Origin of the sequence: Methylobacterium sp. GXF4, from assembly GCF_000272495.1 — a bacterium.
GTDB classification, from domain to species: domain Bacteria; phylum Pseudomonadota; class Alphaproteobacteria; order Rhizobiales; family Beijerinckiaceae; genus Methylobacterium; species Methylobacterium brachiatum.
This window is the reverse complement of record NZ_AKFK01000050.1, coordinates 18,103-42,563: the sequence shown is the minus strand read 5'-3', so window position 1 is coordinate 42,563 and position 24,461 is coordinate 18,103. Positions and strand designations below refer to the sequence as shown.

Genomic DNA, 24,461 nt, shown 5'->3' with positions numbered 1-24,461 from the left:
TGCAGGGACTTGTGCAGGCCGCGACGCGCCCCCTCTCCCGTGCGGGAGAGGGTTGGGGTGAGGGGTGCGACCTCTCCGGAAGACCCTGGTCCCTCACCCTGTCCCTCTCCCGCACGGGAGAGGGGACCCGCGCCTCGTCCAGGGACGTGGAATCCGCTCGCTTCCCGCCCGCCGGAGCGGGGGCATAAGCCAGCGCCATCGTCGACACGTTCAGGAACCCGCCGCTCGGATCCGAGCCCCAGGCGGCGCGCTCGCCCCGATCAGCCGTCGGTCTCGCGCAGCCAGTCCAGCATCCCGGCGGCGGCGGCCCGGCCGCCCGCGAAGGCGCCCTGGAGCAGGTAGCCGCCGGTCGGGGCCTCCCAGTCGAGCATCTCGCCGGCCAGGAACAGGCCCGGACGGGCGCGCAGCATGGCCCGGCCGTCGAGGGCGTCGAGGCGCACCCCGCCGGCCGTCGAGATCGCCCGCTCGATCGGGGCCGAGCCGACGAGGTCGAGGGGCGCGGCCTTGATCAGCCCGGCGAGCGCCGCGGGCTCGGCCGGCAGGGCGGCGCCGGCGGCCTCGCGCAGCAGGCCCGCGGCCACCGGCGAGAGCCCCGCGGCCTTGCGCAGGCGGGTCGCGGCCGAATCCCCCGGCCGGGCACCGGAGAGGCGGCGGGCCAGGGCGTCCCGGGTCAGGTCGGGGCGCAGGTCGACGAGGAGGCGGGCGCTTCCCCGCGCGGCGATCGCCGTGCGCAGGATGCGCGACAGGGCGTAGACCGCCCCGCCCTCGATCCCGGCCTCGGTGATCACCGCCTCGCCCCGCACGGTAGTGCCGTCGCAGGCGAGCGCCACCCGCTTGAGCGGCGCGCCGGCAAACCGCTCTCGGAACAGGTCGGACCAGGCCACCGCGAAGCCGGCATTGGCCGGCTCCAGGGGCGCGACCTCCACGCCGAGCCCTTCGAGGAGCGGCACCCAGCGCCCGTCCGAGCCGAGCCGCGGCCAGCTCGCCCCGCCGAGCGCCAGCAGGGCCGCCCGGGGCTGGATCTCGGCCGGGCCATCGGGCGTCTCGAAGCTCATCGTCAGGTGCAGCAATCCCGCCCCAGGGTCGGGATTGCTGCGTCCGGCGGACGACCGCCCCGCAGTCGCGGGGGCGGATCGCGATGCAGCGCGATCCGAGGGCCCCCGCTCGGCGATCGCCGTGAGCCGGTGGCGGGTGCGGATCCGGACCCCGAGGCGGTCGAGCCGCGCCAGCCAGGCCCGCAGCAGCGGCGACGCCTTGAAGCTCGTGGGAAACACCCGCCCGCTCGACCCCACGAAGGTCGGCTCGCCGAGTTCCGCGCACCAATCCCGCAGCGCCTCCGGGGGAAAGGCCGCGATGGCCGCGTCCAGGTGGCCGGCGGGATGGTAGCGGCCCAGAAAATCCGCGCGCGGCTCGCTATGGGTGAGGTTGAGGCCGCCGCGCCCGGCGATCAGCAGCTTGCGGCCCACCGAGGGCATCCGGTCGTAGACCGTCACCGCGCGGCCGGCCTGCGCCAGCACCTCGGCCGCGGCCAGCCCGGCCGGCCCGCCGCCCACGATGGCGATGTTGTCTGTCTCGTCCGGCATCCGCCTGGAGAGCGGCAGGCACCCGTGCCTGTCAAGATGTGGCCGGGGTCGCCCTGCGCGCCGTCACGGCTCTCTAGAACAGGGCCGACAGGGCCGGCCAATGAACCCGCAGGATCGTCCGGCCGTTCTCGGTCGGGATCTGCGAGATGGTCCGCTCCACAACCTGGCCCCCCAGACGCTTGTAGAAAGCCAGCGCAGGCTCATTGGCCTCGAACACCCACAAGTGCAGGCCCTCCGCGGCCTGCTGAGAGGCCAGCTTGCGCGCAGCCGAGCGCAGCAGTGTCGCGCCGATCTTCCTGCCGCGCATCTCCGGGAGGACGTGCAGGTTGTCCACCAGGCTGCCCCAGCGCCGATCCAGGTTACGCTGCGTCGCTGCGAAGCCGACAAGCGTGCCATCGCCGGTCGAGGCGACGTCCACCAGGAAATCCGGCGACGGGGTGCTCAGCTTTCCGAGCCAATGAGAGCGACGATCCTCCTCGATCGGTCCGGCCAGAAACGCCGGGTCGAGGATCGAGCGATAGGCGTCCCGCCAGCTGGCTATGTGGATCGCCGCGATGGTCAGCGCGTCCGTCGCCTGCGCCGGACGGTAGATGATGTCGGCCATCCTCAAATTATGCGTGGGGCACCGCAGGCAGGCAAATCCTGACGTGCCGGGCCGAAAGCGCCGGGCCACGCCGGATCGGATGCCGAATGCGGCCCCCCGCCTTCGCCTGCGCCGCGACCGGGCGCGTCGTCCCGCGCCCCGTGTCCCGCACAATGCAGATGACCGCGGACCGTGTAGGATCCGGCGCAACGCCTCGTTAATGCCATCCCGCTCGCGCAACCCTGCGCTGCGGCCCGGTTCCCGTCCACCCGGCCGATCCGATCCAAACCCAAGAGAGGCTTCTGACTCGTGGCGCTCTCCACCGCCGTCACCGCGACCGAGGCGGACGCCGATCCGGCCCCATCCACCACCCAGCCGCGCCTCAACCCGCTCGAGATCCGCGCGATCGTGTTCGGCCTGATGACCGCGATGCTGCTCGCGGCCCTCGACCAGACCATCGTGGCGACCGCGATGCCGACCATCGGGCTCGATCTCGGCGACGCCGCGAACCTGCCCTGGATCGTCACCGCCTACCTGCTGGCCTCCACGGCGGTCACGCCGCTCTACGGCAAGCTCTCCGACATCCACGGCCGGCGGATCATGCTGCTGATCGCCATCGTGACCTTCGTGCTCGGCTCGCTCGCCTGCGCGGTGGCCCCCACGATGGTGACCCTGGCGCTCGCCCGGGGCCTCCAGGGCATCGGCGGCGGCGGGCTGATCGCCCTGTCGCAGACCATCCTGGCCGACATCATGCCGCCCAAGGAGCGGGCCCGCTACCAGGTGGTGATCGCCGGCGTGTTCGTGGCGGCCTCGGTGGCCGGGCCCCTGCTCGGGGGCTTCTTCGCCCAGCACCTGCACTGGTCGCTGATCTTCTGGATCAACCTGCCGATCGGCTTCCTCGCCTTCGCGCTGACCAACGCCAAGCTGAAGCTGCTGCCGCGCAACGAGCGCCGCCACAGGCTGGACTATCCCGGGGCGTTCCTGCTGATCCTGAGCTCGACCTCCCTGATGCTGGCACTGAGCTGGGGCGGCGTGCGCTATCCCTGGAGCTCCGCGCCGGTCCTCGGCCTGCTCGCCCTGGCGGCGATGCTGGGCGGCCTGTTCGCGGCGCGCCTCGCCACGGCGGCCGAGCCGCTGATCCCCATCGAGGTACTGAAGGACCGGGTGGTCTACAGCGCCACCCTGTCCGCCTGCTTCGCGATGGGCACCTTCATCGGCCTTACCATCTACGTGCCGATCTTCCTCGAAGGCGTGATCGGGCTCACCGCCAGCGAATCCGGCGTGGCCCTGGTGCCGCTGATGGTCGGCACCGTCACCGGGGCGACGCTGTCGGGCCGGTCGATGCTGCTGTTCCGGCACTACAAGCGCCTGCCGCTCGCCATGATGAGCCTCAGCATCGTGTGCTGCGCCGTCATTGCCCTGGAGGGCCGGGCGCTGCCGTTCTGGCTCATGGAGGTGATGCTGGCGCTGCTCTCCATGGGGATCGGGACGATCCTGCCGCTCTCCACCATCGCGACCCAGAACGCGGTGGAACCGCACCAGCTCGGCATCGCCACCGCGGCGATGAACTTCTTCCGCTCGCTGGGCGGCGCCCTGATCGTGGCCGCCTTCGGGACGATCGTGCTGGGCGGCGCCGCCGGGACCGGGCACGATGTCGAGAGCCTGATCCGCGGCGCGGACCCCGCGCATCTCGCCCTGACCTTCCGCTCGGTGTTCCTGGCCGCCTGCCTCGGCCTGATGGCGGCCTTCGGGTTCCTGGCCTACATGGAGGAGCGCCCGCTGGGCGAGCGTCCCGCGGCGAAGCCCGGAGGCGCACCGAAAGCCGACACTCCCAGATGAGGCACAGATCTTGGCCTGGCTGATCCTGCTCGCGGCCGGCCTGCTCGAGGTGGTCTGGGCCTACGCGATGAAGCGCTCGGCGGGCTTCACGGAGCTCGTCCCCAGCGTCGTGACGGTGGCGGCCGCCCTCGGCAGCTTCGTCCTGCTCGCCTTCGCCATGCGCAGCCTGCCGCTCGGCACCGCCTACACGGTCTGGACCGGCATCGGCGCGGTGGGCGCCTTCCTGCTCGGCATCCTGATGCTCGGCGAAAGCGCGAGCCCGCTGCGGATCGCGGCGGCGGCGCTGATCGTCTCCGGCCTGGTGCTGATGAAGCTCTCCGGAGAGGCCTGAGACGCGCCGGATGCCGCCGCCTCCCGATCCGTGAGCCGGCAACCTCGTTCCGGGATGCGGCGGGGATCATCCGGCCGCCACGTCCGTGCCCTTGATTCGCCCGGTTCGCCCGCTTAACTCGCCCCTATCGGCTGCGGGCCCCTCTGGCGGGCGCTGTTCAGCGCCCGTGATGTCGGAGCCGATGCTTTCCTTCCGGAATCAGCATCAGGTCCCGCACATGATGGACGTTCTTACCGTCGAATGGCTCGGCAAGCCGTTGTGGATGTGGCTCGGCTTCCACGCCCTCGTCGGATGTCTGCTCGCCTTCGATCTCGGGCTGCTGCACCGGGACAAGGAGCACGAGATCGGCGTCCGCGAGAGCCTGCTGCTGACCGGCTTCTACCTCGCGCTCGGCCTCGCCTTCGGCGGCTGGATCTGGTGGTATCTCGGCCCGCAGGCGGGTGAGGAATACGTCACCGGCCTCGTGGTCGAGAAGTCGCTGTCGATGGACAACGTCTTCGTCATCGCCATGATCCTGGCCGCGCTCGGCATCCCGCGCGCCGCCCAGCACCGGGTCCTGCTCTGGGGCATCCTGGCCGCCGTGCTGCTGCGCGGCCTGATGATCGGCCTCGGCGCGGCGCTGGTGCATCAGGTCCACTGGGTGCTGTCGCTGTTCGCCGCCTTCCTGATCTTCGCCGGCCTGAAGATCCTGTTCTCGGGCCCCGAGGAGGAGGGCGACTTCCAGAACAGCGCCGTAGTGCGCTGGATCAAGAAGACGTTCCGGGTCACGCCCGAGCTGCACGGCCAGCGCTTCGCGGTCCGTCGGCCCGACCCGGCCACCGGGAAGAAGGCCCTGTGGTTCACTCCGCTGGCCCTGGCGCTGGTGCTGGTCAACGGCGCCGACGTGATCTTCGCCGTCGACAGCGTGCCGGCGATCTTCGCGATCACCACCGACACGTTCGTGGTCTACACCTCCAACATCTTCGCGATCCTGGGCCTGCGCGCCCTCTACTTCGCGCTCGCCGCGATGGTCGACCGCTTCGCCTATCTGAAGACCGCGCTCGCCTTCATCCTGATCTTCATCGGCGCCAAGATCGTGGTCGCCGACACGTTCGAGCTCATCCACGTGCAGCCCTGGGTCTCCCTGGTCGTGACCCTGTCACTGCTGGCGATCGGCGTGCTCTACAGCCTGTGGCGCACCCGCACCGATGCGCCGGCCCCGGCGGTCACCGGCCCGGCCCATGGCCACGAGGCGCGGGCCCACCGGGCTTGAGAGGCCAAGCCTGAGCGGCCGGGCATCAGGGCTCCGCCCCGATCACCCGACACAGGGCTGAGCCCTTTGGAAACCCCAGGGTTCCGGCTTCAAGCCGGCAGGGCGGCGATCAGGTCGCGCAGGGTGGTGATGGTCGAGGCATCGGCCACGCCATCCACCCGCGCCTGGCGGAAATGGCGCTGGAACGCCGTGACGACCGCGTGCGTGCGCGCGTCGAAGGTTCCGGTCACCGACAGGTCGTAGCCGTAGAGGGCGAACATCGCCTGCAGCGCCTCCACGGGCTGGCCGGCATCGCCCTGCGCGAAGAACCGCCCGTCCCGCAGGCCGGCCGGCGGCACGATGTGGCCGACGCCCGCGGCGGCGAGGCGCTCCCACGGGAACGTCTCGCCCGGATCCTCCTTGCGCTCGGGGGCAACGTCGGAATGGGCCAGGACCCGCTCCGGCGGGATCGGCCAGCGTTCCAGGATGTCCCGGGACAGGGCGATCACCGCGGCGACCTGCGCGTCCGGGTAGGGCGGCAGCCCGCCGGCATGGCCCGGATGGACGATCTCGATCCCGATCGAGCAGGAATTGAGGTCGCTGACGCCCTTCCAGGCCCCCTGGCCGGCGTGCCAGGCGCGGCGGGCCTCCGGCACCATCTGGACGATGCCGCCATCCTCGAACACGAGGTAATGAGCCGAGACCTCGCTCAGCGGGTCGCGCAGCCGCGCCAGCGCGGCGGCCCCGCTGGCCATGCCGGTGTAGTGCAGGATCAGCATGTCGGGTCGCTGCCCGCGGCGCTCGCCATGGTTCGGCGAGGGCGCGACGCGGCGGGCGAGGGGGCTGTCCGGGGTCAGCGTCATGGCGGGCTTGTGCCATGGTTCGCGCCTCGATGCGCCGTCGAAAATACCGGATCGCGCCGGCCCGTCATTGACGGCGTTCGGGCGATGCGCCCACATGCGGGGCCACAGCGGAGGTCGACGATGGCCGGCCCGGTCCGGAACAAGACAACGCCCCGGCGCATCGGCGTGAGGACGTTCCGGAGCCATATTGACGCCTTCCTGCGCGAGGCGCGGAACGGCCATACGTTTCTGGTCACGTCGCGGGGCGAAGTCTTGGCCGAGATTCGGCCGCCCGCAGACGCGGTTCGGGCAGACCGTACCCCCGGGGCGCTCCGCGGCCGGATCCGCATGGCGCCGGATTTCGACACGCTCCCGCCCGACATGCTGGCGGCGATGCAAGGCGAGGAGCCGTGAAGCTCCTGCTCGACACCCACGCCCTCCTCTGGTGGCTCGGTGATGACGATGCGCTCGGACGGCAGGCGCGAGCGCTGATCGCGGATCCCGGCAACGACGTGCTGGTCAGCGTGGCATCGCTTTGGGAGATCGTCGTCAAAGTGCGGATCGGAAAGCTTCAGGCCGATATCGCGGAGATCGATGCGGCCCTCACGCAGGACCAGTTCGTCCGGCTCGATATCCGGCCCGCGCATCTCACGGTGCTCGGCGGCCTGCCGAAGCACCCCGATCATCGCGATCCCTTCGATCATCTGCTCCTCGCGCAGGCGATCAGCGAGGATGCTGGTTTCGTATCCGAGGATCGACATGCCCCCCGGTATCCGGTGCGGGTCGTCACCTGCTCCGACCCTGCGGCCTGAGGCGCTCACCGCTATCCGCGCTCCTGCACGATCCGGTCGTAGGCGGCGTTGATGGCCGCGAGCCGGCGCGTGGCGATCGCCACCGCCTCGGCGGGCAGGCCCCGGGCCAGCGCCCGATCGGGATGGTGCTCGGCGACGAGCGCCCGGTGGCGCGCCTTCACGGTCGCGTCGTCGGCATCCCGGTCGAGCCCCAGCACCGCGTAGGGATCGTCCGGCAGCCGCACGTGCCGCGCCGCGATGCGGCGGAACGCGGCCTCGTCGAAGCCGAAGATCCCCGAGACCGCGCGCAGGTAGCGCTCTTCCGCCTCGTGCAGGGCCCCGTCGGCGCCGGCGATCTGGAACAGGCCGTCGAGCACGTCTTCGAGGAGGGCGGGCTCGTCCCCGAAGGTCGCCGCGAGTTGCCGGGCATAGGCTTCGAAGCCGTTGGTGGTCTTCTTCGCCAGATCGAACAGCCGCTCGACGCCGGCCCGCGCCGACTCTTCGACGTGAACGACGCGGCCGAACGCCTCGACCTCGGAGGGCAGCACCACGCCGTCGGATTTGGCCATCTTGGCGGCCAGCGCCACCAGCCCGGTGGTGAACACCACGTCGCGCGGGGTCGGGCCGAAGGGCGCGCCGATTCGATCGACCAGGAAATGGCCCGCGACGCCGCCGATCAGCGCCCCGAGCGGGCCGCCGATGGCAAGCCCGAGCCCGGCGCCGCCGAGCTTGCCCCAAGGTCCCTGGGGCTTCCCCTGAGCCTTAGGCTGAGCCTTGTCGACCTCCTGGCTCATGGGCGGGGCGGCCCCGAGCGGGATCGTGGACGCGGTGCGATCATGGTCGGCGGCTTTGGGTCCCGCACCGGGGACGCGCCCGGCCGGGGGCCGGGATAGCCGCTCCTCAGGCCGCGCGGAAGGGCCGGGACGCGTCCCGGCCCCCGCTCCGGCGCCTTAGCGGCAGTAGATGTTGCCGTAGGCATCCCGGTAGGTGCCGTAGGGGCAGCGCGGCGCGGTCGAGGCGCCCACAATGGCACCGCCGGCGCCGCCGATCGCGGCACCCGCCAGGGCACCGCCCGCGCGGCCCGTGGCGGCCGCGCCGATGGCTGCACCGGTGAGGGCGCCGAGGCCGGCGCCGCCGAGCGCGCGATCCTCGGGGGTGTTGCAGGCGCCCAGCGACAGGGCGGCGATGGTGGCGAGGGCGGCTGCGGTCAGCTTCTTCATGGTCCCCTGATCTCCCTTGTGCATCCGGTCCGGCCGTCGGCCGTGATCGTCGCGGATCGCGGTGAGCTTAGCAGGAAAGCAATGCCGGCCATACGGCTAAGGTTCCACGCGCGGCGACGGAGAGTTGCACCCGCTTCCCGTCTCGCCCTATGCCACCGCCCGAGAGGCGGCGCTCCGGCCGGGGCGCCGCGACGCCATCCGCGAGGATCCCATGTCGAGAGCCACCACGATCGTCCGCCGGGCCGCGGTTCGCCCCGACCGCGTCGCCGACACGGTGAGCCTCGATCACGCCGCCCGGGCGGCGGCCTCCGGATCCCTCGTCGCGGAGGGCGGGCTCGCCTTCGAGGTGGCGCTCACCAAGGCGGCGGCGCTGGAGGACGGCGATGCCCTGCGCCTGGAGGACGGCCGCCTGGTCGCCATCCGGGCGGCCGCGGAGGATCTGCTGGAGGTCCGCGCCGAGAACCCGGCCCGGCTGACCCGCCTGGCCTGGCAGCTCGGCGGCAACCACGTCCCCGCCGAGATCGCCGCCGACGTGCTCTACGTCCCGGCTTCCCCGGCCAATGCCGAGCTGGTGCGCGGGCAGGGCTGCACCGCGAGCCCGGTCTCGCGCGCCTTCCGGCCGGAGCGCGCCGCGCACGACCACAGCACCTGCGGGCACGACCATAGCCACGACCATCACGGACACGATCACGGGCACACGCACGATCACGATCACGGCCATCACGGGCACGACCATGCCGAAGCCCATGACCACGCCAAGGCGCACGATCACCCCAAGGCTCATGATCATGCGCATGACCATGACCATGCGCATCCCGGTCACGTCCACGGCCCCGGCTGCAACCACGACCACTGACGGGCGCGGTCGAAGCCGATCCCGGTTCGGCGCCCGTTTCGTGGCGCGGACGTTCCGGGATGCCGGCGCGGGACCGTCGACCGAATCCCGGACCCGTGGCGTCGCCGAGAGGGGCGGTTGACGGAGTGGATCTTCCGCGACCCACCGGATGCCGCGCTGCTGACGACGCCCAGCCTCATTCGCGCCGGGGCCTGGATCGCTCACGGCCCCACGATGCCGACGATGGCGGTTCCATGACGGCTCCTCCGAGCGCCCGAGCGTGGAAGACGCCGCGGTGGTGTCGCTGCGAAGCGTGGTGCTGCGCGACGGATCGTTGACCGCGTTGGGCGATCGACGAGGGTTGGCACGCCTGGCGTGACGGCCCGGACGCACCCTGGCAGCGGGCGAAGATCCCGAGCGGGGGCCAGACCGGCCCGGCCGATCGACGGGCCTGCCCCATCGCCACGTCGCGATCGGCCCCGGGGCTCCCCGCCCGCCATTGTGCGCGGCGAAGCGAGCCGGAATAGCTCACGCTCTCGCAGCGCGGCCTGTCCCGAACCGTCGCCTTGCGCGCGAGATCGGCGCAGAGGATCGGCAGAGGATCGGAGGCTTTGCCCCATTCTCGCGCCCCGGTCGGATCGCGCCGGCGGCAGCGAACCCTTCCCGCCGAAGAGCAGCTTCAATCAATCGCAGGGCGTCGTCGATATCAGAAACGGTCGCCAAGAACGCCTTGAAGACAGAACGTCTGAAATATTCGATCTTTCATTTCGCAAACCTTGAGGCCAGATCGCTTATACATAATGCAAGCTCCAAGTGTTGCATGCAGATCACAGCCCTGCGCCCAAGCTTTGGATACGATGTCGGAAATTCGTATTCTTGGATCCCCGAACTATGCGCAAGACCATCGCTTCCCTGGCCGCCTTCACGGCGTTGACGGCCGCTGTGTCCGCAGCAGATCTGCCTCGCCGCGCGTATACGCCCCCGCCGCCGCCCGTTCCGGTCTTCTCCTGGGCCGGCGCTTATTTCGGCATCAATGCCGGTTACATCACCACGACCAAGGACAGCGTGACGACGGCCGGCGTGTTCCCGGGCAACGACGGCGTCCGGGTCGGCAACCGTCCGGCCGCTCTGGGCCTGCCGCGGGACGGCTTCACCGGCGGCGGCCAGCTTGGCTACAATTTCCAGTTCACGCCCGGTTCCGGCTTCGTCGTCGGTGCCGAGGCCGATCTGGCCTATACCGACCTGAACCGCACCCGCAGCACCACCGGGCGCCTGGGCGGCATCAGCACCTTCCGGCAGATGGGCGATTTCCTCGGGACCGTGCGCGGCCGCGTCGGCTACGCCTTCGACCGCACCCTCGTCTACGCCACCGGCGGCTTCGCCTATGGGTCCGAGACCTATCGCGGCGTCTTCCAGACGGCGGCCGGCCAGCCGAACTTCTACGGCAGCAGCTCGCGCGTCGAGACCGGCTACGCGGCCGGCGGCGGCATCGAGTTCGCGCTGCCCACCGATTCCGTGTTCAACATCTTCCATTCCAACGCGGTGACCCTGAAGGGCGAGGCGCTGTACTACGACCTCGGCCGCCGCACCGTGCCGCTCGTGGCGGTCGGACCGGGCGTCGGCGCCTACGCCGCCCGCTTCCGCAACGAGGGCGTGCTCGGCCGCTTCGGCCTGAACTACAAGTTCGGCAGCTAAAGCGCAGGGCGCGACGGCCTGATGCAATCAGGCCGGATCGGGCTTCGGGACAGTCCCGGCGGAAGGCCTGTCTCGAACCCGGCCGAACGTCGATCACGCGGCCCGGACGCCATCGCCCGAGGCCGCAGGCCGTTCAGGGCCGCTTCGGCACCGGCCGCCGGCAATAGGCGCGGGCCTCCGCCTCCGTGAGCCCGTCCTGTGCCGCCGCGCATTGGTCGAGGGTCAGGCCGATGCTGGCCGCGTAGGTCTCGTTCGGCGACAGGGCGTCGCGCGCGAGGCTTGCCAGATAGAACAGGAACGCGGCCACCGCGATCAGCGTCGCCGACACGAGGACGCGGTTCAGCATTCGGCCCGCTCCCGGCCGCGCAGGCGAGCCCTCCGGCGCATCACGGGAAGCCGACCAGCATCTGCGCCAGCGCGAGGAGCACGAGGCCCGCGCAGATCAGCGTGACGGCGGTGCGATCGAGGCCGGTCCGACGCATGGCGCTCCAGCCTAACACCCGTGTCGAACCGGCGCGTCGCTCACAGGACCAGGCCCCAGAGCTCCGTGGCCAGGCCGCAGGCGCGCGACGGCGCCGCGGCGCCGAGCAACGCGCCATCGATGATGCGCGCGACCCGATCATCCGGTTGACACTCGACCATGGCGCCGCCTCCCTGGGTTCCACACTGAAGGCCGCCTGTTGCTGCCCTGTGTCGTCGAGCGGTCCCGCCCTGAAACGCGGCCGTCCCGCGCCCGGCGCGTCGGCGGGGCGCAGGAACACCCCGCAGGACCCATCGTTGGACTCCCATCCCAACGCGAGGCCCGCATGACCACTGATCCGCTGCACAAGTATCCGCGCCCGCCCTTCGAGGCGCAGCCCCAGAGTTTCCCAGGCAAGACCGGCCGGATGGCGCCCGAGCCCGATCATGGTGAGGAGAGCTACAAGGGCTCCGGCAAGCTCACCGGCCAGGTCGCGCTGATCACCGGCGGCGACAGCGGCATCGGCCGCGCTGTGGCGATCGCCTATGCCCGCGAGGGCGCCGACGTCGCCATCTCGTACCTGCCGGAGGAGCAGGCCGATGCGGAGGCGGTGAGCGGCTGGATCGAGAAGGCCGGCCGGCGCGCGCTGCTGTTGCCGGGCGATCTCAAGGACCCAGCCTATGGCCGCTCGATCGTCGCCCGCACCGTCGAGACCTTCGGCCGCCTCGACGTGCTGGTCAACAACGGCGCGTTCCAGCAGCCGAACCAGGGCCTCGACGCCATCGAGGACACGATCTTCGAGGACCATTTCCGCACGAACGTGTTCGGCCCGTTCTACGTGACCAAGGCGGCGCTCGCCCACCTGAAGCCCGGCGCCTCGGTGATCTTCACCTCGTCGGTGAACTCCAAGCACCCGATGCCGTCGCTCATGGCCTACAGCGCCACAAAGGGCGCGCTGAGCAACATGGTGCTGAGCCTCTCGCAGCTGCTCGCCGAGAAGGGCATCCGGGTGAACGGCGTGCTGCCGGGCCCGATCTGGACGCCGTTCATCCCGTCCGGGATGAGCCAGGATTCGGTGAAATCCTTCGGCGACCAGGTGCCGTTCGGCCGTCCGGGCCAGCCGGCCGAGCTCGCCTCCGCCTACGTGATGCTGGCCTCCGAGGACAGCAGCTACACCTCCGGCGCGCTGATCACCGTAGCGGGCGCGATGCCGGTATTCTGATCGCGGGCCACGACCGGGATACCGCCCGTCGCCGGACACGGCGGTGTCCCGCAACTCCGTGCGCTGTTCGGGACCCGCTCCGTCGTGGTATCAGCGGCCTCTCCCCCCAACCCGCAGGACGACACCCGACGCGCGGGGCAATACGGATCTGGCACGTGACGGCGGCTGAGACTTGCGGCGCACTTCCGGGATGGCGGTTCTCCGTCGCCCCGATGATGGATTGGACCGATCGGCATTGCCGGGCCTTCCACCGCACCCTGTCGGCGCGGGCGCGGCTCTACACCGAGATGGTCACCACCGGCGCGGTGCTGCACGGGCCGCGCGAGCGGTTGCTCGGCTTCTCGGATCTGGAGCACCCGGTGGCGGTGCAGCTCGGCGGGTCCGATCCGGCCGAGCTGGCGCAGGCCGCGCGGATCGCCGCGGAGTTCGGCTATGCCGAGATCAACCTGAATGTCGGCTGCCCGTCCGACCGGGTGCAGGACGGCCGTTTCGGCGCCTGCCTGATGCGCGAGCCGGCCCTGGTGGGCGATTGCGTGGCCGCCATGAAGGCCGCGGTCTCCGTGCCGGTGACGGTCAAATGCCGGATCGGCGTCGACGACCAGGATCCCGAAGCGGCCCTCGACGCGCTCGCCGACGCGGTCGTGACCGCCGGGGTGGACGGGCTGATCGTCCATGCCCGCAAGGCCTGGCTCCAGGGCCTGTCGCCCAAGGAGAACCGCGATGTGCCGCCCCTCGATTACGGCCGCGCCGCCCGGCTGAAGCGGCGGCTCGGCGCCCTGCCGGTGGCGGTCAATGGCGGCCTGCGCGACCTCGACGCCGCGCAAGACCGCCTCGCCGAGGTCGACGGCGTGATGGTCGGCCGCGCCGCCTATACCGAGCCGGCTTTGCTGCTCGGCGTCGATCCGACGCTGTTCGGCGTCGCCGCGCCGGTGCCCGACGCCTTCGCGGCCGTGGAGGCGTTCGAGCCCTACATCGCCGACGTGCTCGCCCGCGGCGAGCGCCTGCACGCGGTCACCCGCCACATGCTCGGGCTGTTCAACGGCCGGCCGGGCGCGCGGGCCTTCCGGCGCCACCTCTCGACCCACGGGATGCGGCCGGATGCCGGGCTCCAGACCCTGCGGGACGCGGTGGCCACGGTCTCGCGCGAGATACCGGAGGCCCGGGCGGCCTGAGAGCCACGCCCGTCAGGGCGGGCTCAGGATCAGCCGGTCACCCCGGACCTCGTAGGCGGAGAGGCGCGTCAGGAAGGTCTGGCCCAGCAGGTTGCCGGCGAGCGAGCCGGGCCGGGCCACCATGGCGTTCACCCGCCGCTCGCTGATCGTGCCGACACGCAGCGAATCGAGCTGGATCGGCGCGGCATAGGCGATGCCGTTGGCTGTGGAGACCCGGGCGGTGAAATCGGCCGGCGCCGGGGTGATGCCGAGAGCCGCGGCGTTCTCGGCGGTCAGCACGACGCTGCTCGCCCCGGTATCGAACAGGAACGGCTGCACCCGGCCGTTGACCTCGGCCTCGACCCGGAAATCGCCGTCCGCACGGCGGGTGATCGTCACGGAGCCGCCGGGGCCGGACACGGCCGAGCCGGGCCGGAGATCGCCGAGCACCCGGGCGCCGACGCCCTGGAACCGGTCGCCGTAGCTGTAGCCGATCACCAGGGCGAGCCCGATCAGCGCCCAGGCGAAGAGCGCGCGCAGGTTCGGTCCGAGCGCGGACCGGAATTGCCGCCAGTAGCCGGCGACCACCAGGGCCAGGATGCCCCCCGTGGAGGCGAGGGCGGCGAGGTGGTCGGGCTCGATCACGCCGCCGATGCTGTCGCTGCCGTCGCTGAGGACCAGGACGGCCGTGACCAGCGCGATGGCGGCAAGCCCGAGATAGATCATGACGGCAGCGGCTCCTCAAAGGACGTGAACCCGGCCCCGCGCATCCGGGCGCCGAGCCCGGCCATGATGGCCCGGCGCTTGGCTTCCGGCATCCCGCCCCAGGCGGCGATCTCGTCGCGGGTCCGGCCGCAGCCGCGGCACAGCCCGCTGGCGGCGTCGAGCACGCAGACCTTGGTGCAGGGGGACGAGGGCTTGGGCGCGGGCGACATCGCCGATCCTTGGACGCGGGATCGTGGCTCGATCAAGGCCCGGGATGCCGCATCAATCCGCCGAGGCCGCCACGAGGGCGAGCAGGGCGGCGATCTCGGCGATCTGCTGGCAGGCGCCGATCACGTCCCCGGTCTGACCGCCGATCATGTGCCGGGCGAGGCGGGTCAGCGCGAGGGCCGCGAGGCCGGCGCACAGGATCATCAGCGCGACGCCGCGCAGCGGCAGGCCGAGGATCACGCCGCCGAGCGCCACCGCGAGACCGATCGCGAGGGCGACCCACAGGCTCGCGCGGTTCGGACGACCGACGGAGGCGGAGAGGCCGCCGGGCCGCGCCGGCGGCAGCAGCACCATCGGGGCGAGGGCGGCGAGCCGGGACAGGGCGGCGACCAGGATCAGCGCGGTCGCGGCCGCGTAGCCGGTGCGGTCCAGCAGCGTCGCCAGCGCGCCGATGCGCAGCGCCAGCGCCAGGACCAGGGCCGCCCCGCCATAGGCGCCGATCCGGCTGTCGCGCATGATCTCCAGGCGCCGCTCGAGCGTGGCACCGCCGCCGAAACCGTCGGCGACGTCGGCCAGCCCGTCCTCGTGGAGCGCGCCCGTGGCCAGGACCATGACGGCCACCGCCAGGGTCGCGGCCAGGAACGGCCCCAACCCGATCCACCAGCCGACCGCCAGCACCAGGGCGGCGGGCAGCGCCAGGATCAGGCCGGCGAGCGGCAGCATCCGGGGCAGGGCGGTGAAATCGGGGACCCGATGCGGGTCCGGCTCACCGGGCAGTTGCGGCACGGGCAGGCGGGAGTAGAACCGCAGACACCCGGCGAGGTCGTAGAGGGCGCCGCGCCCGGGCCAATCGGCCTCCCCGCCGGTCTGCCTGTCCATCGCGGCCTCTCGCCACCACCCGCCACCGCGCCCCGGTGGGGCGAGCCGATCGCGAACGGTCAGGCGGCGCAGAATCACTATAGGCGTCCCGATACGCCGTCGTCTCCCCGTTCGCGGGCGCCCACAGGAAATCATCGCCGCCATGACCGACGCCGCAAAAACAGATCCGGGCCCGTTCGACGATATCCGCAAACTGCTCAAGGCGATGCCGGGCCCCGACCGGGACGCCCAGGAGGCGGTGGCCGCCCGGGACGCGACCCTGACCAAGCCGGCGGGCTCCCTCGGGCGGATGGAGGATCTCGTGTCCTGGCTGGCCGCCTGGCAGGGCAAGGCGCCCCCGAGCCTCGACCGGCCCCTGGTCTGCGTCTTCGCCGGCAGCCACGGGGTGACCCGCAAGGGCGTCTCGGCCTTCCCGGACGCGGTCAACCGGCAGATGCTCGACAATTTCGCCGCCGGCGGGGCGGCGATCAACCAGATCTGCGCCGCCTACGGGCTCGGCTTCAAGGTGTTCGACCTCGCCCTCGACATGCCGACCGGCGACATCACCGAGGGCCCGGCCCTGGACGAGCGCGCCACCGTGGCGACCATGGCGTTCGGCATGGAGGCGGTGGCCGCCGGCACCGATTGCCTCGGCATCGGCGAGATGGGCATCGGCAACACCACGGTGGCGGCCGCCCTCTACGCCGCCTTGTTCGGCGGCGAGCCCGCCGTCTGGGTCGGGCGCGGCACCGGAATCGATCAGGACGGGCTCGCCCGGAAGGTCGCGGCCGTGGAGGCGGCGCTCGCGCACCATGCCGGCCATCTCGGCGACCCGCTCCAGATGCTCGCCCGGCTTGGCGGCCGCGAGATCGCCGCCATGGCGGGGGCGATCCTGGCCGCGCGCCTGCAGCGCATCCCGGTGGTGATCGACGGCTACGTCGCCACCGCGGCGGCGGCGCTCCTCCATGCCGCTGACCCGTCGGCCCTCGACCATTGCCTGGCCGGCCACGTCTCCGCGGAGGGCGTCCACGCGGAGGTGCTGGAGCGGCTCGGCCTCGTGCCGCTGCTGGCGCTGGGGATGCGGCTCGGCGAGGGGTCCGGCGCCGGCATGGCGATCGGCCTGCTCAAGGGCGCGCTCGCCTGCCATACCGGCATGGCGACCTTCGCGCAGGCGGGGGTTTCCGGGAAGAGCGCCGGGTAGGCGCGCGAGCCGCGATTCGATGCTATATCGGGCGGACCCGATAACGGATCCGTCGATCCCGCGTCCCTCCCACCAGATCACCTCATCCTGAGGTGGCGCAGCGAAGCGGAGCCCTCGAAGGAGGGCTCCGGGACTCGCGGCGGTCCCTGGAGGGCTCCTTCGAGGCCCGTCGATCTCCGATCGCCGGGCACCTCAGGATGAGGGCGCGGGTGGGATCGCTACGAAAAAAACGATGAACATCACCCAAGCCTTCACCTTCGAGGCGGCCCATCGGTTGCCGAACGTGCCCGCCACGCATCGCTGCCACCGGATGCACGGGCATTCCTACCGGGTCGAGTTGACCGTCTCCGGGCCCGTGGATCCGCATACGGGCTGGGTGATCGACTTCTACGACATCGAATCGATCTTCGGCCCGCTCCTGGCCCGGCTCGACCACCATTGCCTCAACGAGATCGAGGGGCTGGAGAATCCGACCGCGGAGAACATCGCGGCCTGGATCTGGCATCGCCTGCGGCCGGACCTGCCGGGGCTCGCCCGGGTGCGGGTCGCGGAGACGCCGATGTCCTGGGCCGAGTACGATGGCGACTGAAGCTGCGATCATCGGCGACCGCTCGGCGCTGGTGCTGTTCTCCGGCGGCCAGGATTCGGCCACCTGCCTCGCCTGGGCGCTGGACCGGTTCGACCATGTCGAGACCTTAGGGTTCGATTACGGCCAGCGCCACCGGGTCGAGCTCGACCGCCGTGCGGTCCTGCGCGCCGGCATGGGCCGCATCGACCCGGCCTGGGCGACGCGCCTCGGCGCGGATCACACGGTCGCCCTCGACGCTTTGGGCAAAATCTCCGAGACGGCGCTGACCCGGGACGCCGAGATCGGCTTCGCGGAATCGGGCCTGCCCAACACCTTCGTGCCCGGCCGCAACCTCGTGTTCCTGACCTTCGCGGCGGCGCTCGCCTATCGGCGCGGGATCCGGCACGTGGTCGGCGGCATGTGCGAGACCGACTATTCCGGCTATCCCGATTGCCGGGACGACACGATCAAGGCGCTGCAGGTCGCGCTCAACCTCGGCATGGAGCGCCGGTTCGTGCTGCACACGCCGCTGATGTGGCTCGACAAGGCGCAGACCTGGGGCCTCGCCGAGGATCTGGGCGGCCAGCCGCTGGTCGAGCTGATCGTCGAGGACAGCCACACCTGCTATCTCGGCGAGCGCGGGGCGCGCCACGCCTGGGGCTACGGCTGCGGCACCTGCCCGGCCTGCCGGCTGCGGGCGGACGGGTTCGCGCGATTCACCGCCTCTGCGGCCTGAGACCGTCCACCAGCACCGCCAGCGTCCCTGAAAACGCCGCCGGGCTCGCGAACAGCCGCTCCATCAGCAGCGCCCCCTCCAGCGTGGCGATGACGTAGCGGGCGAGCACCGCGGGTTCAGGTCCGGACCGCACGCTGCCATCCGCCTGCCCCGCGCGCAGCACCGCCTCCAGCCAGGCGAGATGCCCCTCGAAGAACGTCGCGATGTCGTGGCGCAGGCGCTCGGGCAGGGCCTCGCCCTCGATGGCGAGCGCCGCGCACAGGCAGCCGAGCCCCTGCTCGACGCCGCCGAGATAGAGCTGTCCATAGGCCGCGATCCGCCCCGGGCCGTCCGGTACGTCCGCGCGGATCGCCGCCAGGGCGGCGTCGTAGCGGTCGGCATAGGCCGCCACCAGGGCCGCACCGAGATCGACCTTGGTCGGGAAATGGTGGTGGATGCTCGCCTTGCGGATGCCCACCGCCTCGGCGAGGTCGGCGTAGCTGAACCCGGCAAAGCCGCGCCCCCGGACCAGGGTCTCGGCCTGACTCAGCAGCTCGGCGCGGGTGTCTCGCATCGCTTGGACATCGTCTCTGCGGCTCGCGCGAACGTGTGACCGCCCGGCGCCCGTTCCCCAACATGCCACTTGACCGCCCAAAGATCTACCTACTTAATGGTAGGCAATGAGAGACCCTCCCAGGTCGCCCGCTGCGCCATCGCGCCCGGCGCGACACGCCCGGCCATCGGGCATCTCGGGAGAGGCATGAAACAGGGAGGTTCCGGCATGACGGCATCCGCCGTCCATCCAGGCGAATCCGCCGTCGCGGGCCGACCCCTGTCGCGGCGTCACGCCCTGTTCGCCGGCCTCTGCCTGTGCTGCATGCCGACCCTGGGGCGCGCAACCGAGGGCTTCACGATGGAGGAGGTCGGCCCCGGCATCTTCATGCGCCAGGGCCTGATCGCCGACGCCACCGCCGACAACGCCGACGCCATCGCCAATATCGGCTTCCTCATCGGCCGGGACGGCGTGCTCGTCACCGAGACCGGCGGCAGCCTCGCGGACGGCCAGTGGTTGCGGGCCGAGATCGCCAAGCGTACGCCCAAGCCGATCACCCATGTGGTGCTCACCCATGTCCACCCGGACCACGTCTTCGGGGCCGGGGCCTTCGTGCAGGACAAGCCGGTCTTCATCGGCCACGCCAAGCTCGCCGAGGCCCTGGGCGCGCGGGGGGAATTCTACCGCCAGCGCCTGGTCGAGATGCTCGGCGAGGCGCGCACCGGGCCGGTCATCTACCCGACCCTGAGCGTCGCCAACACCGCCGAGATCGACCTCGGCGACCGGCGCCTGACCTTCACGGCCCACGGGCCGGCCCATACCAGCTGCGACCTGTCGATGCGCGATTCCGGCAGCGGCCTGCTATTCCCCGCCGACCTGCTGTTCGTGAACCGGATCCCGTCGCTCGACGGCAGCCTGCGGGGCTGGCTCAAGGAGATCGAACGGCTGAAGGCCATGGGGGCGACCCGGGCGGTGCCGGGCCACGGGCCGGTCTCGGTCGATCTCGGCCCGGCGCTCGCCGACCTCACCGGCTACCTGACGGCCCTGCGCGACGGTACCCGCGCGGCGATCGCCAAGGATGTCCCGATCGAGAAGGCCGTGGCCAGCGTCGCCCAGGACCAGCGGGACAAGTGGGCCCTGTTCGACACCTATAACGGCCGCAACGTCACCGTGGCCTACCAGGAACTTGAGTGGGAATAGTCTTTCGAGACTCCATATTGAGACCAACCGGGAGAAACGCCATGACGCTCAAGACCGCCCACGCGGCAGCGCTCGCCCTCATCCTCGCCACCACCGCCCTGGCGGGCCCCGTCCGGGCCGCCGGCGCCTCCGACACCGAGCAGGAGCGGGCGGCGCGCTGGCAGGAGATCGCCAAGTCGATCTTCGGCGACCGCGCCATCGAGAAGACCGACAGCCTGGTGAAGATCGACGCCCCCGCCCGGGCGCTCGACGCCGCCCTGGTGCCGATCACCCTGACCATGCCGCAGGGCGACCAGATCAAGGCGGTGTCGCTGATCATCGACGACAACCCGGCCCCCTACGCGGCGCGGTTCGAGTTCGGCCCGGCCGCCGACCCGGCGGAGCTGAAGCTGCGGGTGCGGGTCAACAACTACACCGACATGCACGCCGTGGTGGAGACCCAGGACGGCAAGCTCTACGAGGCGAAGCAGTTCGTGAAGGCGTCCGGCGGCTGCTCGGCCCCGATGGGCATGAGCGACGAGGAGGCCATGAAGGGCATGGGCGACATGCGCATGAAGTTCGCCGAGACCCAGCCCGGCAAGCCCGTGGAGGCGACGCTGATGATCCGCCACCCGAACTTTTCCGGGATGCAGATGAACCAGGTCACCCGCGACTACACGCCGGCCCGCTACATCGACAAGCTCACCGTCTCGGCGGGCGACCGCAAGGTCTTCACCATGACGGGCGACATCTCGATCGCGTCGAACCCGGTGATCAACTTCGCGTTCAAGCCGGACGGCAAGCCGCTCCAGGTGGCGGCGAGCGACAATGCCGGGGGCAGCTGGCAGCACAGCTTCACCCCGCCGAGCCCGACGAACTGACCATGGCGCGCCTGCCCCCGATCGGGCGGCTGGCGGCGGCTCTGGCCGCTCTCGGCTGCCTCGCCGCCGCCCCGGCGGATTCGCCCGTGAACGTGCCCGAGCCGGAGGGGCTCTATGCCGGCCCGCCCAAGGGCTACACCCCGCCGACGCTCAAAGGCGCCGCGGTGATCGACGCCGATGCGCTCGCCGCGCTGTTGGCGGGGCCGGACAAGCCGGTGCTGATCGACGTCGCCGCCCCCGACCGCAAGCCGTCGAACTTCCCCGAAGGCCGCCTCTGGCTGCCGGTGCATCCCTCGATCCCCGGCTCGGTCTGGCTGCCGCTCGCCGGAGCCGAGCCCATCGCCCCGGAGCGGGAAGCCCTGTTCTACGCCCGGGTCGCGGAGCTGACCGGCGGCGACACGGCCAAGCCCGTCGTGGTGTTCTGCCACGTCGAGTGCTGGGGCAGCTGGAACGCCGCCAAGCGCCTGGTGCGCAAGGGCTATACCGGCGTGCGCTGGTTCCCCGAGGGCGTCGAGGGCTGGCAGGAGAAGCACGAGACCGCGACCTTACGCGAGGACCCGGCCTGGAAGGCTGCGGCCGAACCCCAGGCGGGGCGCTGACCCGCGGGGCGGGGCGGTGTATGAGGGCCGCATGATGCGGAACGCGCCCCCTCTCCCGTGCGGGAAAGGGTTGGGGTGAGGGGCCAGGGCTCTCCGGAAAAGTCGCATCCCTCACCCTGTCCCTCTCCCGCACGGGAGAGGGGACCCGCGCCCGACCGGGATGCCGAAAGAGGTCCGAACCATGTCGCAGGTCGTGCAGTCCCGCCGGCTCCGAGCCATCGACATCGGCAAGCGCAAGGCCGAGGGGCGCAAGATCATCGCGCTCACCGCCTACCACGCCCACACCGCCGGCATCGTCGATCCCTATTGCGACTTCATCCTGGTGGGCGACTCGCTCGGCATGGTGATGCACGGGATGGAATCGACTATTCCCGTCACCCTGGAGATGATGATCCTGCAGGCGCAGGCGGTGATCCGCGGCACCGCCAAGGCGCTGGTGGTGGTCGACATGCCGTTCGGCTCCTACGAGGCGAGCCGGGAGCAGGCCTTCCTCAACGCCTCCCGGGTGCTCAAGGAGACCGGGGCGGGGGCGATCAAGATGGAGGGCGGGGCCCATTTCGCCGAGACGGTGGCCTTCCTGGTCCAGCGCGGCGTGCCGGTGATGGGCCATATCGGCCTCACCCCGCAGGCGGTGAACACGATGGGCGGGTTCAAGGTCCAGGGGCGGGCGCCGGACGACGAGCGCCGCCTGCTGGAGGACGCGCGGGCGATCTCCGAGGCCGGCGCCTTCGCGATCGTGCTGGAGGGCATCGTCGAGCCGGTGGCGCGGGCCATCGCGACGTCGCCCCAGGTCACCGCCGCCACGATCGGCATCGGCGCCTCGGCTTTCTGCGACGGGCAGATCCTGGTGCTGGAGGACATGCTCGGCCTCTCCGAGAAGACGCCGAAATTCGTGCGCCAGTTCGGCTCGCTCCGGGCCCATATCGAGGACGCCGTGAAGGCCTATGCCGACGCGGTGCGGGCCGGGCGGTTCCCGGCGGACGATCACACCTACGGGTAGGGGCGGGACCTGCCCGGGGGCCGATCCACGATCTCGGTGGCCTCGGGCATGAGCGCCATGAGGGCGCGCAGGGCCGGGCTGGCGTCCCCCGACCAGACCAGGCGGGTGCGGTTGCGGCCCAGGTGGAGCGGCAGCTTATGGCGCTCCACCGCCGTGCTCATCACCGCGTGGTCGAGCACCTCCGCCGGCACGATGGCCATGCCGGTGCCCGCCGCCACGCAGGCCACGATGGCGTGGTACGAGCTCATCTCCAGGACCCGGTCGTAGGACGCGCCCTCCTCGGCCAGCCACTCGATCAGGCGCTGGCGGTACGAGCAGCCATGCGGGAACGCCACCAGGGTCCGCCGGCCGGTCCCGGGCGCGGTCCGGCCGGTGATCAGCACCAGCTCCTCGTCGAAGGCCGGCACCGACGACAGGCTCGCGCGGTCGAACGGCTCGGAGACGAAGGCCGCCTCGATCTCGAAGCGCTCCAGCTGCCGGAGCATGGCGCGGGTGGTGCCGGTCTGCAGCTCGATCGTGACGTCGGGGAATTGCGCGTGGAAGGCCGACAGGATCGGCGGCAGCCGCGCCCCGGCCGCGCTCTCCAGCGAACCCAGCCGCAGGACGCCGCGGACCACGCCGCTGCGCAGCTCCTGCTCGGCCAGATCGGCCATCCGCAGCAGCACCTCGGCATGGCCCAGGAGGGTGCGCCCGGCCTCGGTAAGCGTCAGGCCGCGGCCCTCGCGGCGGAACAGGGCCACACCCAGCCGCGCCTCGAACTGCTTGATCCGGGTCGTCACGTTGGACGGGACCCGGTGCAACATCGCCGCCGCCCGCGTGACCCCGCCCTCTCGGACCACGCAGCGAAAGATGTCGAGGTCGTCGAGATCCATCGTTCTCATCACGAGAAACGTACGTCACAAAAATTCATTTTCCAAGAATGGCTGACAGGTGTTCAAAGGGTGCCGCCATGAGCACGCTCCCGCCCGCCCCGACCGATTCCGAACACGCACCCTGGCCGGTCGTCGCCAGCGGCCTCGTCGCGCTAGCGGTCGCCATGGGCATCGGGCGCTTCGCGTTCACGCCCCTGATGCCGCTGATGATGCGCGACGGCACCCTCACGGCCGCCGCGGGGGCGGAATGGGCCGCGGCGAACTACGGCGGGTATCTGGTCGGCGCCCTGACGGCCTCGTGGTTCGCCGGCAATCCGCGGCGAGGGCTGCTCCTGAGCCTGGCCGGCGTGGCGCTCACCACGATGGCGATGGCGGCGGTCGGCCACGACGCGCCGGCCGCTCTCGGGGCCGGGCTGCGGGCCCTGGCCGGCGTGTTCAGCGCCTGGGCCCTGGTCTGCGCCAGCGGCTGGTGCCTGGCCGAGCTCGCCCGGCGCCGGGTCGGCGCGCTTGGCGCCTGGATCTATACCGGCGTCGGCTCAGGCATCGCGCTCGCCGGCACGCTGGCCTGGCTCGGCGGGATCCAGCCGGCGTCCCGGCTGTGGCTCGAGCTGGGGCTGGTCGCCGGGCTCGGCGCCCTGCTGGTCTGGTCCCTGTCCCGGGGGCAGGGTACGGAAGCGGCCGGGATCGGGGAGCGCGAGGCCGCCGCCGTCGTCCGGCGCCCCCGGAACGGCCAGGCGGCCCTGGTCCTGTGCTACGGCGTCTTCGGGTTCGGCTACATCGTGCCGGCGACATTCCTGCCCGCCATGGCCCGCGAGCTGGCCTCCGACCCTCGCGTGTTCGGCCTGACCTGGCCGCTGTTCGGCCTCGCCGCCGCCCTGTCGGTCGCGGCCGTGGCCCGCTGGTCGAAGCGCGTGCCGCGCCAGCGCCTCTGGGCGGCGGCGCAGGGCGTCATGGCGCTCGGCACCGGCCTGCCCCTGGCCGCCCACGCCCTCTGGGCGGTCGCGGCCTCGGCGATCCTGGTGGGCGGCACCTTCATGGTCGCCACCATGGCAGGCCTTCAGCTCGCGCGCGAGGCGCGGCCCGACAACCCGACGCCGCTCCTCGCCCGCATGACCGCCGCCTTCGCGGCCGGGCAGATCGTCGGCCCGGTTCTGGTGCGCCTCCTCGGCCCCGGCCGCCGGGCCAGCTGGGACGCGCTGGACTGCACCGGCGCCGTCGCCACCGTGCTGCTGGTGCTGACCGCCCTCTGGCTGTGGCGCGCCGCGCGGCCCTCACCCGAGAGCCTGATGCCCGCCTGACGCTCCGGCATCCCCGGCCTG

28 protein-coding genes are annotated in these 24,461 nt (G+C 71.7%); 17 read left to right on the top strand and 11 right to left on the bottom strand.

The genetic code is table 11. From position 1 onward, the window contains the following. Positions 1–260 precede the first annotated feature (260 nt). Positions 261–1,583: a TIGR03862 family flavoprotein gene (locus WYO_RS07025; protein ID WP_007560648.1), complete on the bottom strand. Its 1,323-nt coding sequence runs from the start codon at positions 1,581–1,583 to the stop codon at positions 261–263. A 73-nt stretch (positions 1,584–1,656) separates the two neighbouring features. Then, positions 1,657–2,187 (bottom strand): GNAT family N-acetyltransferase, encoded by a 531-nt coding sequence (locus WYO_RS07020; RefSeq protein WP_007560646.1) that lies wholly within the window; start codon positions 2,185–2,187, stop codon positions 1,657–1,659. 399 nt (positions 2,188–2,586) lie between these two features. Between WYO_RS07020 and WYO_RS07015 the strand changes: the two genes are divergently transcribed. The 3 genes from WYO_RS07015 to WYO_RS07005 all read left to right on the top strand — a co-directional run bounded on the left by WYO_RS07015 (position 2,587) and on the right by WYO_RS07005 (position 5,588). Continuing rightward, complete coding sequence (locus tag WYO_RS07015) at positions 2,587–4,005, top strand: MDR family MFS transporter (RefSeq protein WP_081496945.1); 1,419 nt, start codon at positions 2,587–2,589, stop codon at positions 4,003–4,005. Between the two features lie 10 nt (positions 4,006–4,015). After that, a complete protein-coding gene (sugE, locus tag WYO_RS07010; RefSeq protein ID WP_007560642.1) occupies positions 4,016–4,336 on the top strand; it encodes a quaternary ammonium compound efflux SMR transporter SugE in 321 nt (106 codons plus the stop codon). Positions 4,337–4,553: 217 nt separating this feature from the next. After that, positions 4,554–5,588, top strand: coding sequence for a TerC family protein (locus WYO_RS07005; RefSeq protein ID WP_007560640.1), 1,035 nt, complete (start codon positions 4,554–4,556; stop codon positions 5,586–5,588). An 89-nt stretch (positions 5,589–5,677) separates the two neighbouring features. On the opposite strand, the gene WYO_RS07000 is transcribed toward WYO_RS07005, so the two are convergent. Then, a complete protein-coding gene (locus tag WYO_RS07000) occupies positions 5,678–6,430 on the bottom strand; it encodes an N-acetylmuramoyl-L-alanine amidase (RefSeq protein WP_007560638.1) in 753 nt (250 codons plus the stop codon). Positions 6,431–6,550: 120 nt separating this feature from the next. Between WYO_RS07000 and WYO_RS06995 the strand changes: the two genes are divergently transcribed. Next, positions 6,551–6,823, top strand: coding sequence for a hypothetical protein (locus WYO_RS06995; protein ID WP_007560637.1), 273 nt, complete (start codon positions 6,551–6,553; stop codon positions 6,821–6,823). After that, positions 6,820–7,221: a type II toxin-antitoxin system VapC family toxin gene (locus WYO_RS06990; RefSeq protein ID WP_007560635.1), complete on the top strand. Its 402-nt coding sequence runs from the start codon at positions 6,820–6,822 to the stop codon at positions 7,219–7,221. Before WYO_RS06995 ends, WYO_RS06990 begins: the two co-directional genes overlap by 4 nt. 11 nt (positions 7,222–7,232) lie before the next feature. On the opposite strand, the gene WYO_RS06985 is transcribed toward WYO_RS06990, so the two are convergent. Continuing rightward, on the bottom strand, positions 7,233–7,994 hold the full coding sequence (locus WYO_RS06985; protein WP_007560633.1) for a TerB family tellurite resistance protein: 762 nt from the start codon (positions 7,992–7,994) through the stop codon (positions 7,233–7,235). 156 nt (positions 7,995–8,150) lie between these two features. Then, positions 8,151–8,420, bottom strand: a complete 270-nt coding sequence (locus WYO_RS06980; protein ID WP_007560631.1) for a hypothetical protein — start codon at positions 8,418–8,420, stop codon at positions 8,151–8,153. 211 nt (positions 8,421–8,631) lie between these two features. On the opposite strand from WYO_RS06980, the gene WYO_RS06975 reads away from it, so the two are divergent. Next, on the top strand, positions 8,632–9,276 hold the full coding sequence (locus WYO_RS06975) for a hypothetical protein (protein ID WP_007560629.1): 645 nt from the start codon (positions 8,632–8,634) through the stop codon (positions 9,274–9,276). Between the two features lie 870 nt (positions 9,277–10,146). Then, positions 10,147–10,950, top strand: coding sequence for a porin family protein (locus WYO_RS06970; protein WP_007560626.1), 804 nt, complete (start codon positions 10,147–10,149; stop codon positions 10,948–10,950). Positions 10,951–11,083: 133 nt separating this feature from the next. Here the strand turns inward: WYO_RS06970 and WYO_RS06965 are convergent, their stop codons facing one another. Beyond that, positions 11,084–11,296 (bottom strand): hypothetical protein, encoded by a 213-nt coding sequence (locus WYO_RS06965; RefSeq protein ID WP_007560624.1) that lies wholly within the window; start codon positions 11,294–11,296, stop codon positions 11,084–11,086. A 460-nt stretch (positions 11,297–11,756) separates the two neighbouring features. Between WYO_RS06965 and WYO_RS06960 the strand changes: the two genes are divergently transcribed. Then, positions 11,757–12,632 (top strand): SDR family oxidoreductase, encoded by an 876-nt coding sequence (locus tag WYO_RS06960; RefSeq protein ID WP_007560619.1) that lies wholly within the window; start codon positions 11,757–11,759, stop codon positions 12,630–12,632. 155 nt (positions 12,633–12,787) lie between these two features. Then, positions 12,788–13,804: a tRNA dihydrouridine(20/20a) synthase DusA gene (dusA, locus tag WYO_RS06955; RefSeq protein ID WP_081496943.1), complete on the top strand. Its 1,017-nt coding sequence runs from the start codon at positions 12,788–12,790 to the stop codon at positions 13,802–13,804. 12 nt (positions 13,805–13,816) lie between these two features. Here dusA and WYO_RS06950 read toward each other — a convergent pair whose 3' ends face one another. From WYO_RS06950 to cobS, 3 genes are read right to left on the bottom strand one after another with little or no spacing between them, the layout of a single operon-like run. Further along, a complete protein-coding gene (locus tag WYO_RS06950; protein ID WP_007560615.1) occupies positions 13,817–14,509 on the bottom strand; it encodes a TIGR02281 family clan AA aspartic protease in 693 nt (230 codons plus the stop codon). Next, positions 14,506–14,718 (bottom strand): DUF1289 domain-containing protein, encoded by a 213-nt coding sequence (locus WYO_RS06945; protein ID WP_007560614.1) that lies wholly within the window; start codon positions 14,716–14,718, stop codon positions 14,506–14,508. Before WYO_RS06945 ends, WYO_RS06950 begins: the two co-directional genes overlap by 4 nt. A gap of 52 nt (positions 14,719–14,770) precedes the next feature. After that, positions 14,771–15,595, bottom strand: a complete 825-nt coding sequence (gene cobS / locus WYO_RS06940) for an adenosylcobinamide-GDP ribazoletransferase (RefSeq protein WP_007560613.1) — start codon at positions 15,593–15,595, stop codon at positions 14,771–14,773. A gap of 142 nt (positions 15,596–15,737) precedes the next feature. On the opposite strand from cobS, the gene cobT reads away from it, so the two are divergent. The 3 genes from cobT to queC all read left to right on the top strand — a co-directional run bounded on the left by cobT (position 15,738) and on the right by queC (position 18,079). Then, the gene (gene cobT, locus WYO_RS06935) at positions 15,738–16,775 is read left to right on the top strand and encodes a nicotinate-nucleotide--dimethylbenzimidazole phosphoribosyltransferase (protein WP_007560612.1); all 1,038 of its coding nucleotides are present in this window, start codon (positions 15,738–15,740) and stop codon (positions 16,773–16,775) included. A 232-nt stretch (positions 16,776–17,007) separates the two neighbouring features. Continuing rightward, entirely contained in the window at positions 17,008–17,364 is a 357-nt protein-coding gene (queD, locus tag WYO_RS06930) for a 6-carboxytetrahydropterin synthase QueD (protein ID WP_007560611.1), read from the top strand. Next, positions 17,354–18,079, top strand: coding sequence for a 7-cyano-7-deazaguanine synthase QueC (gene queC / locus WYO_RS06925; RefSeq protein ID WP_007560610.1), 726 nt, complete (start codon positions 17,354–17,356; stop codon positions 18,077–18,079). The genes queD and queC overlap by 11 nt, the downstream gene beginning before the upstream one ends. Here the strand turns inward: queC and WYO_RS06920 are convergent. Further along, positions 18,060–18,632 carry a TetR/AcrR family transcriptional regulator gene (locus WYO_RS06920; RefSeq protein ID WP_007560609.1) on the bottom strand — a complete coding sequence of 191 codons (573 nt, stop codon included), beginning with the start codon at positions 18,630–18,632 and terminating at the stop codon, positions 18,060–18,062. The two genes, queC and WYO_RS06920, sit on opposite strands and share 20 nt — an antisense overlap. 207 nt (positions 18,633–18,839) lie before the next feature. On the opposite strand from WYO_RS06920, the gene WYO_RS06915 reads away from it, so the two are divergent. The 4 genes from WYO_RS06915 to panB all read left to right on the top strand — a co-directional run bounded on the left by WYO_RS06915 (position 18,840) and on the right by panB (position 22,270). Continuing rightward, positions 18,840–19,811, top strand: a complete 972-nt coding sequence (locus tag WYO_RS06915) for a quinoprotein relay system zinc metallohydrolase 2 (RefSeq protein ID WP_007560608.1) — start codon at positions 18,840–18,842, stop codon at positions 19,809–19,811. A gap of 41 nt (positions 19,812–19,852) precedes the next feature. Further along, complete coding sequence (locus WYO_RS06910) at positions 19,853–20,671, top strand: quinoprotein dehydrogenase-associated SoxYZ-like carrier (protein WP_007560606.1); 819 nt, start codon at positions 19,853–19,855, stop codon at positions 20,669–20,671. 2 nt (positions 20,672–20,673) lie between these two features. Further along, positions 20,674–21,270 (top strand): rhodanese-like domain-containing protein, encoded by a 597-nt coding sequence (locus WYO_RS06905; protein WP_007560605.1) that lies wholly within the window; start codon positions 20,674–20,676, stop codon positions 21,268–21,270. 181 nt (positions 21,271–21,451) lie between these two features. Further along, complete coding sequence (gene panB / locus WYO_RS06900) at positions 21,452–22,270, top strand: 3-methyl-2-oxobutanoate hydroxymethyltransferase (RefSeq protein ID WP_007560604.1); 819 nt, start codon at positions 21,452–21,454, stop codon at positions 22,268–22,270. On the opposite strand, the gene WYO_RS06895 is transcribed toward panB, so the two are convergent. Then, positions 22,261–23,142: a LysR family transcriptional regulator gene (locus WYO_RS06895; RefSeq protein ID WP_007560603.1), complete on the bottom strand. Its 882-nt coding sequence runs from the start codon at positions 23,140–23,142 to the stop codon at positions 22,261–22,263. The genes panB and WYO_RS06895 overlap by 10 nt on opposite strands. Positions 23,143–23,219: 77 nt before the next feature. Between WYO_RS06895 and WYO_RS06890 the strand changes: the two genes are divergently transcribed. Then, the gene (locus tag WYO_RS06890) at positions 23,220–24,440 is read left to right on the top strand and encodes a YbfB/YjiJ family MFS transporter (RefSeq protein ID WP_007560602.1); all 1,221 of its coding nucleotides are present in this window, start codon (positions 23,220–23,222) and stop codon (positions 24,438–24,440) included. The last annotated feature ends 21 nt before the right edge of the window (positions 24,441–24,461 follow it).

Coding starts and splice junctions, on each gene's coding strand:
- WYO_RS06890 (WP_007560602.1), top strand. CDS start 23,220: ATGAGCACGCTCCCGCCCGCCCCGACCGATTCCGAACACGCACCCTGG.
- WYO_RS07005 (WP_007560640.1), top strand. CDS start 4,554: ATGATGGACGTTCTTACCGTCGAATGGCTCGGCAAGCCGTTGTGGATG.
- WYO_RS06985 (WP_007560633.1), bottom strand. CDS start 7,994: ATGAGCCAGGAGGTCGACAAGGCTCAGCCTAAGGCTCAGGGGAAGCCC.
- WYO_RS06920 (WP_007560609.1), bottom strand. CDS start 18,632: ATGCGAGACACCCGCGCCGAGCTGCTGAGTCAGGCCGAGACCCTGGTC.
- WYO_RS07015 (WP_081496945.1), top strand. CDS start 2,587: ATGACCGCGATGCTGCTCGCGGCCCTCGACCAGACCATCGTGGCGACC.
- queC (WP_007560610.1), top strand. CDS start 17,354: ATGGCGACTGAAGCTGCGATCATCGGCGACCGCTCGGCGCTGGTGCTG.
- cobS (WP_007560613.1), bottom strand. CDS start 15,595: ATGGACAGGCAGACCGGCGGGGAGGCCGATTGGCCCGGGCGCGGCGCC.
- WYO_RS06995 (WP_007560637.1), top strand. CDS start 6,551: ATGGCCGGCCCGGTCCGGAACAAGACAACGCCCCGGCGCATCGGCGTG.
- WYO_RS06905 (WP_007560605.1), top strand. CDS start 20,674: ATGGCGCGCCTGCCCCCGATCGGGCGGCTGGCGGCGGCTCTGGCCGCT.
- WYO_RS06945 (WP_007560614.1), bottom strand. CDS start 14,718: ATGTCGCCCGCGCCCAAGCCCTCGTCCCCCTGCACCAAGGTCTGCGTG.
- WYO_RS06950 (WP_007560615.1), bottom strand. CDS start 14,509: ATGATCTATCTCGGGCTTGCCGCCATCGCGCTGGTCACGGCCGTCCTG.
- WYO_RS06915 (WP_007560608.1), top strand. CDS start 18,840: ATGACGGCATCCGCCGTCCATCCAGGCGAATCCGCCGTCGCGGGCCGA.
- WYO_RS06980 (WP_007560631.1), bottom strand. CDS start 8,420: ATGAAGAAGCTGACCGCAGCCGCCCTCGCCACCATCGCCGCCCTGTCG.
- WYO_RS06895 (WP_007560603.1), bottom strand. CDS start 23,142: ATGGATCTCGACGACCTCGACATCTTTCGCTGCGTGGTCCGAGAGGGC.
- WYO_RS06965 (WP_007560624.1), bottom strand. CDS start 11,296: ATGCTGAACCGCGTCCTCGTGTCGGCGACGCTGATCGCGGTGGCCGCG.
- WYO_RS07020 (WP_007560646.1), bottom strand. CDS start 2,187: ATGGCCGACATCATCTACCGTCCGGCGCAGGCGACGGACGCGCTGACC.
- WYO_RS07000 (WP_007560638.1), bottom strand. CDS start 6,430: ATGACGCTGACCCCGGACAGCCCCCTCGCCCGCCGCGTCGCGCCCTCG.
- queD (WP_007560611.1), top strand. CDS start 17,008: ATGAACATCACCCAAGCCTTCACCTTCGAGGCGGCCCATCGGTTGCCG.
- WYO_RS06970 (WP_007560626.1), top strand. CDS start 10,147: ATGCGCAAGACCATCGCTTCCCTGGCCGCCTTCACGGCGTTGACGGCC.
- panB (WP_007560604.1), top strand. CDS start 21,452: ATGTCGCAGGTCGTGCAGTCCCGCCGGCTCCGAGCCATCGACATCGGC.
- WYO_RS06975 (WP_007560629.1), top strand. CDS start 8,632: ATGTCGAGAGCCACCACGATCGTCCGCCGGGCCGCGGTTCGCCCCGAC.
- cobT (WP_007560612.1), top strand. CDS start 15,738: ATGACCGACGCCGCAAAAACAGATCCGGGCCCGTTCGACGATATCCGC.
- WYO_RS06960 (WP_007560619.1), top strand. CDS start 11,757: ATGACCACTGATCCGCTGCACAAGTATCCGCGCCCGCCCTTCGAGGCG.
- WYO_RS06910 (WP_007560606.1), top strand. CDS start 19,853: ATGACGCTCAAGACCGCCCACGCGGCAGCGCTCGCCCTCATCCTCGCC.
- WYO_RS07025 (WP_007560648.1), bottom strand. CDS start 1,583: ATGCCGGACGAGACAGACAACATCGCCATCGTGGGCGGCGGGCCGGCC.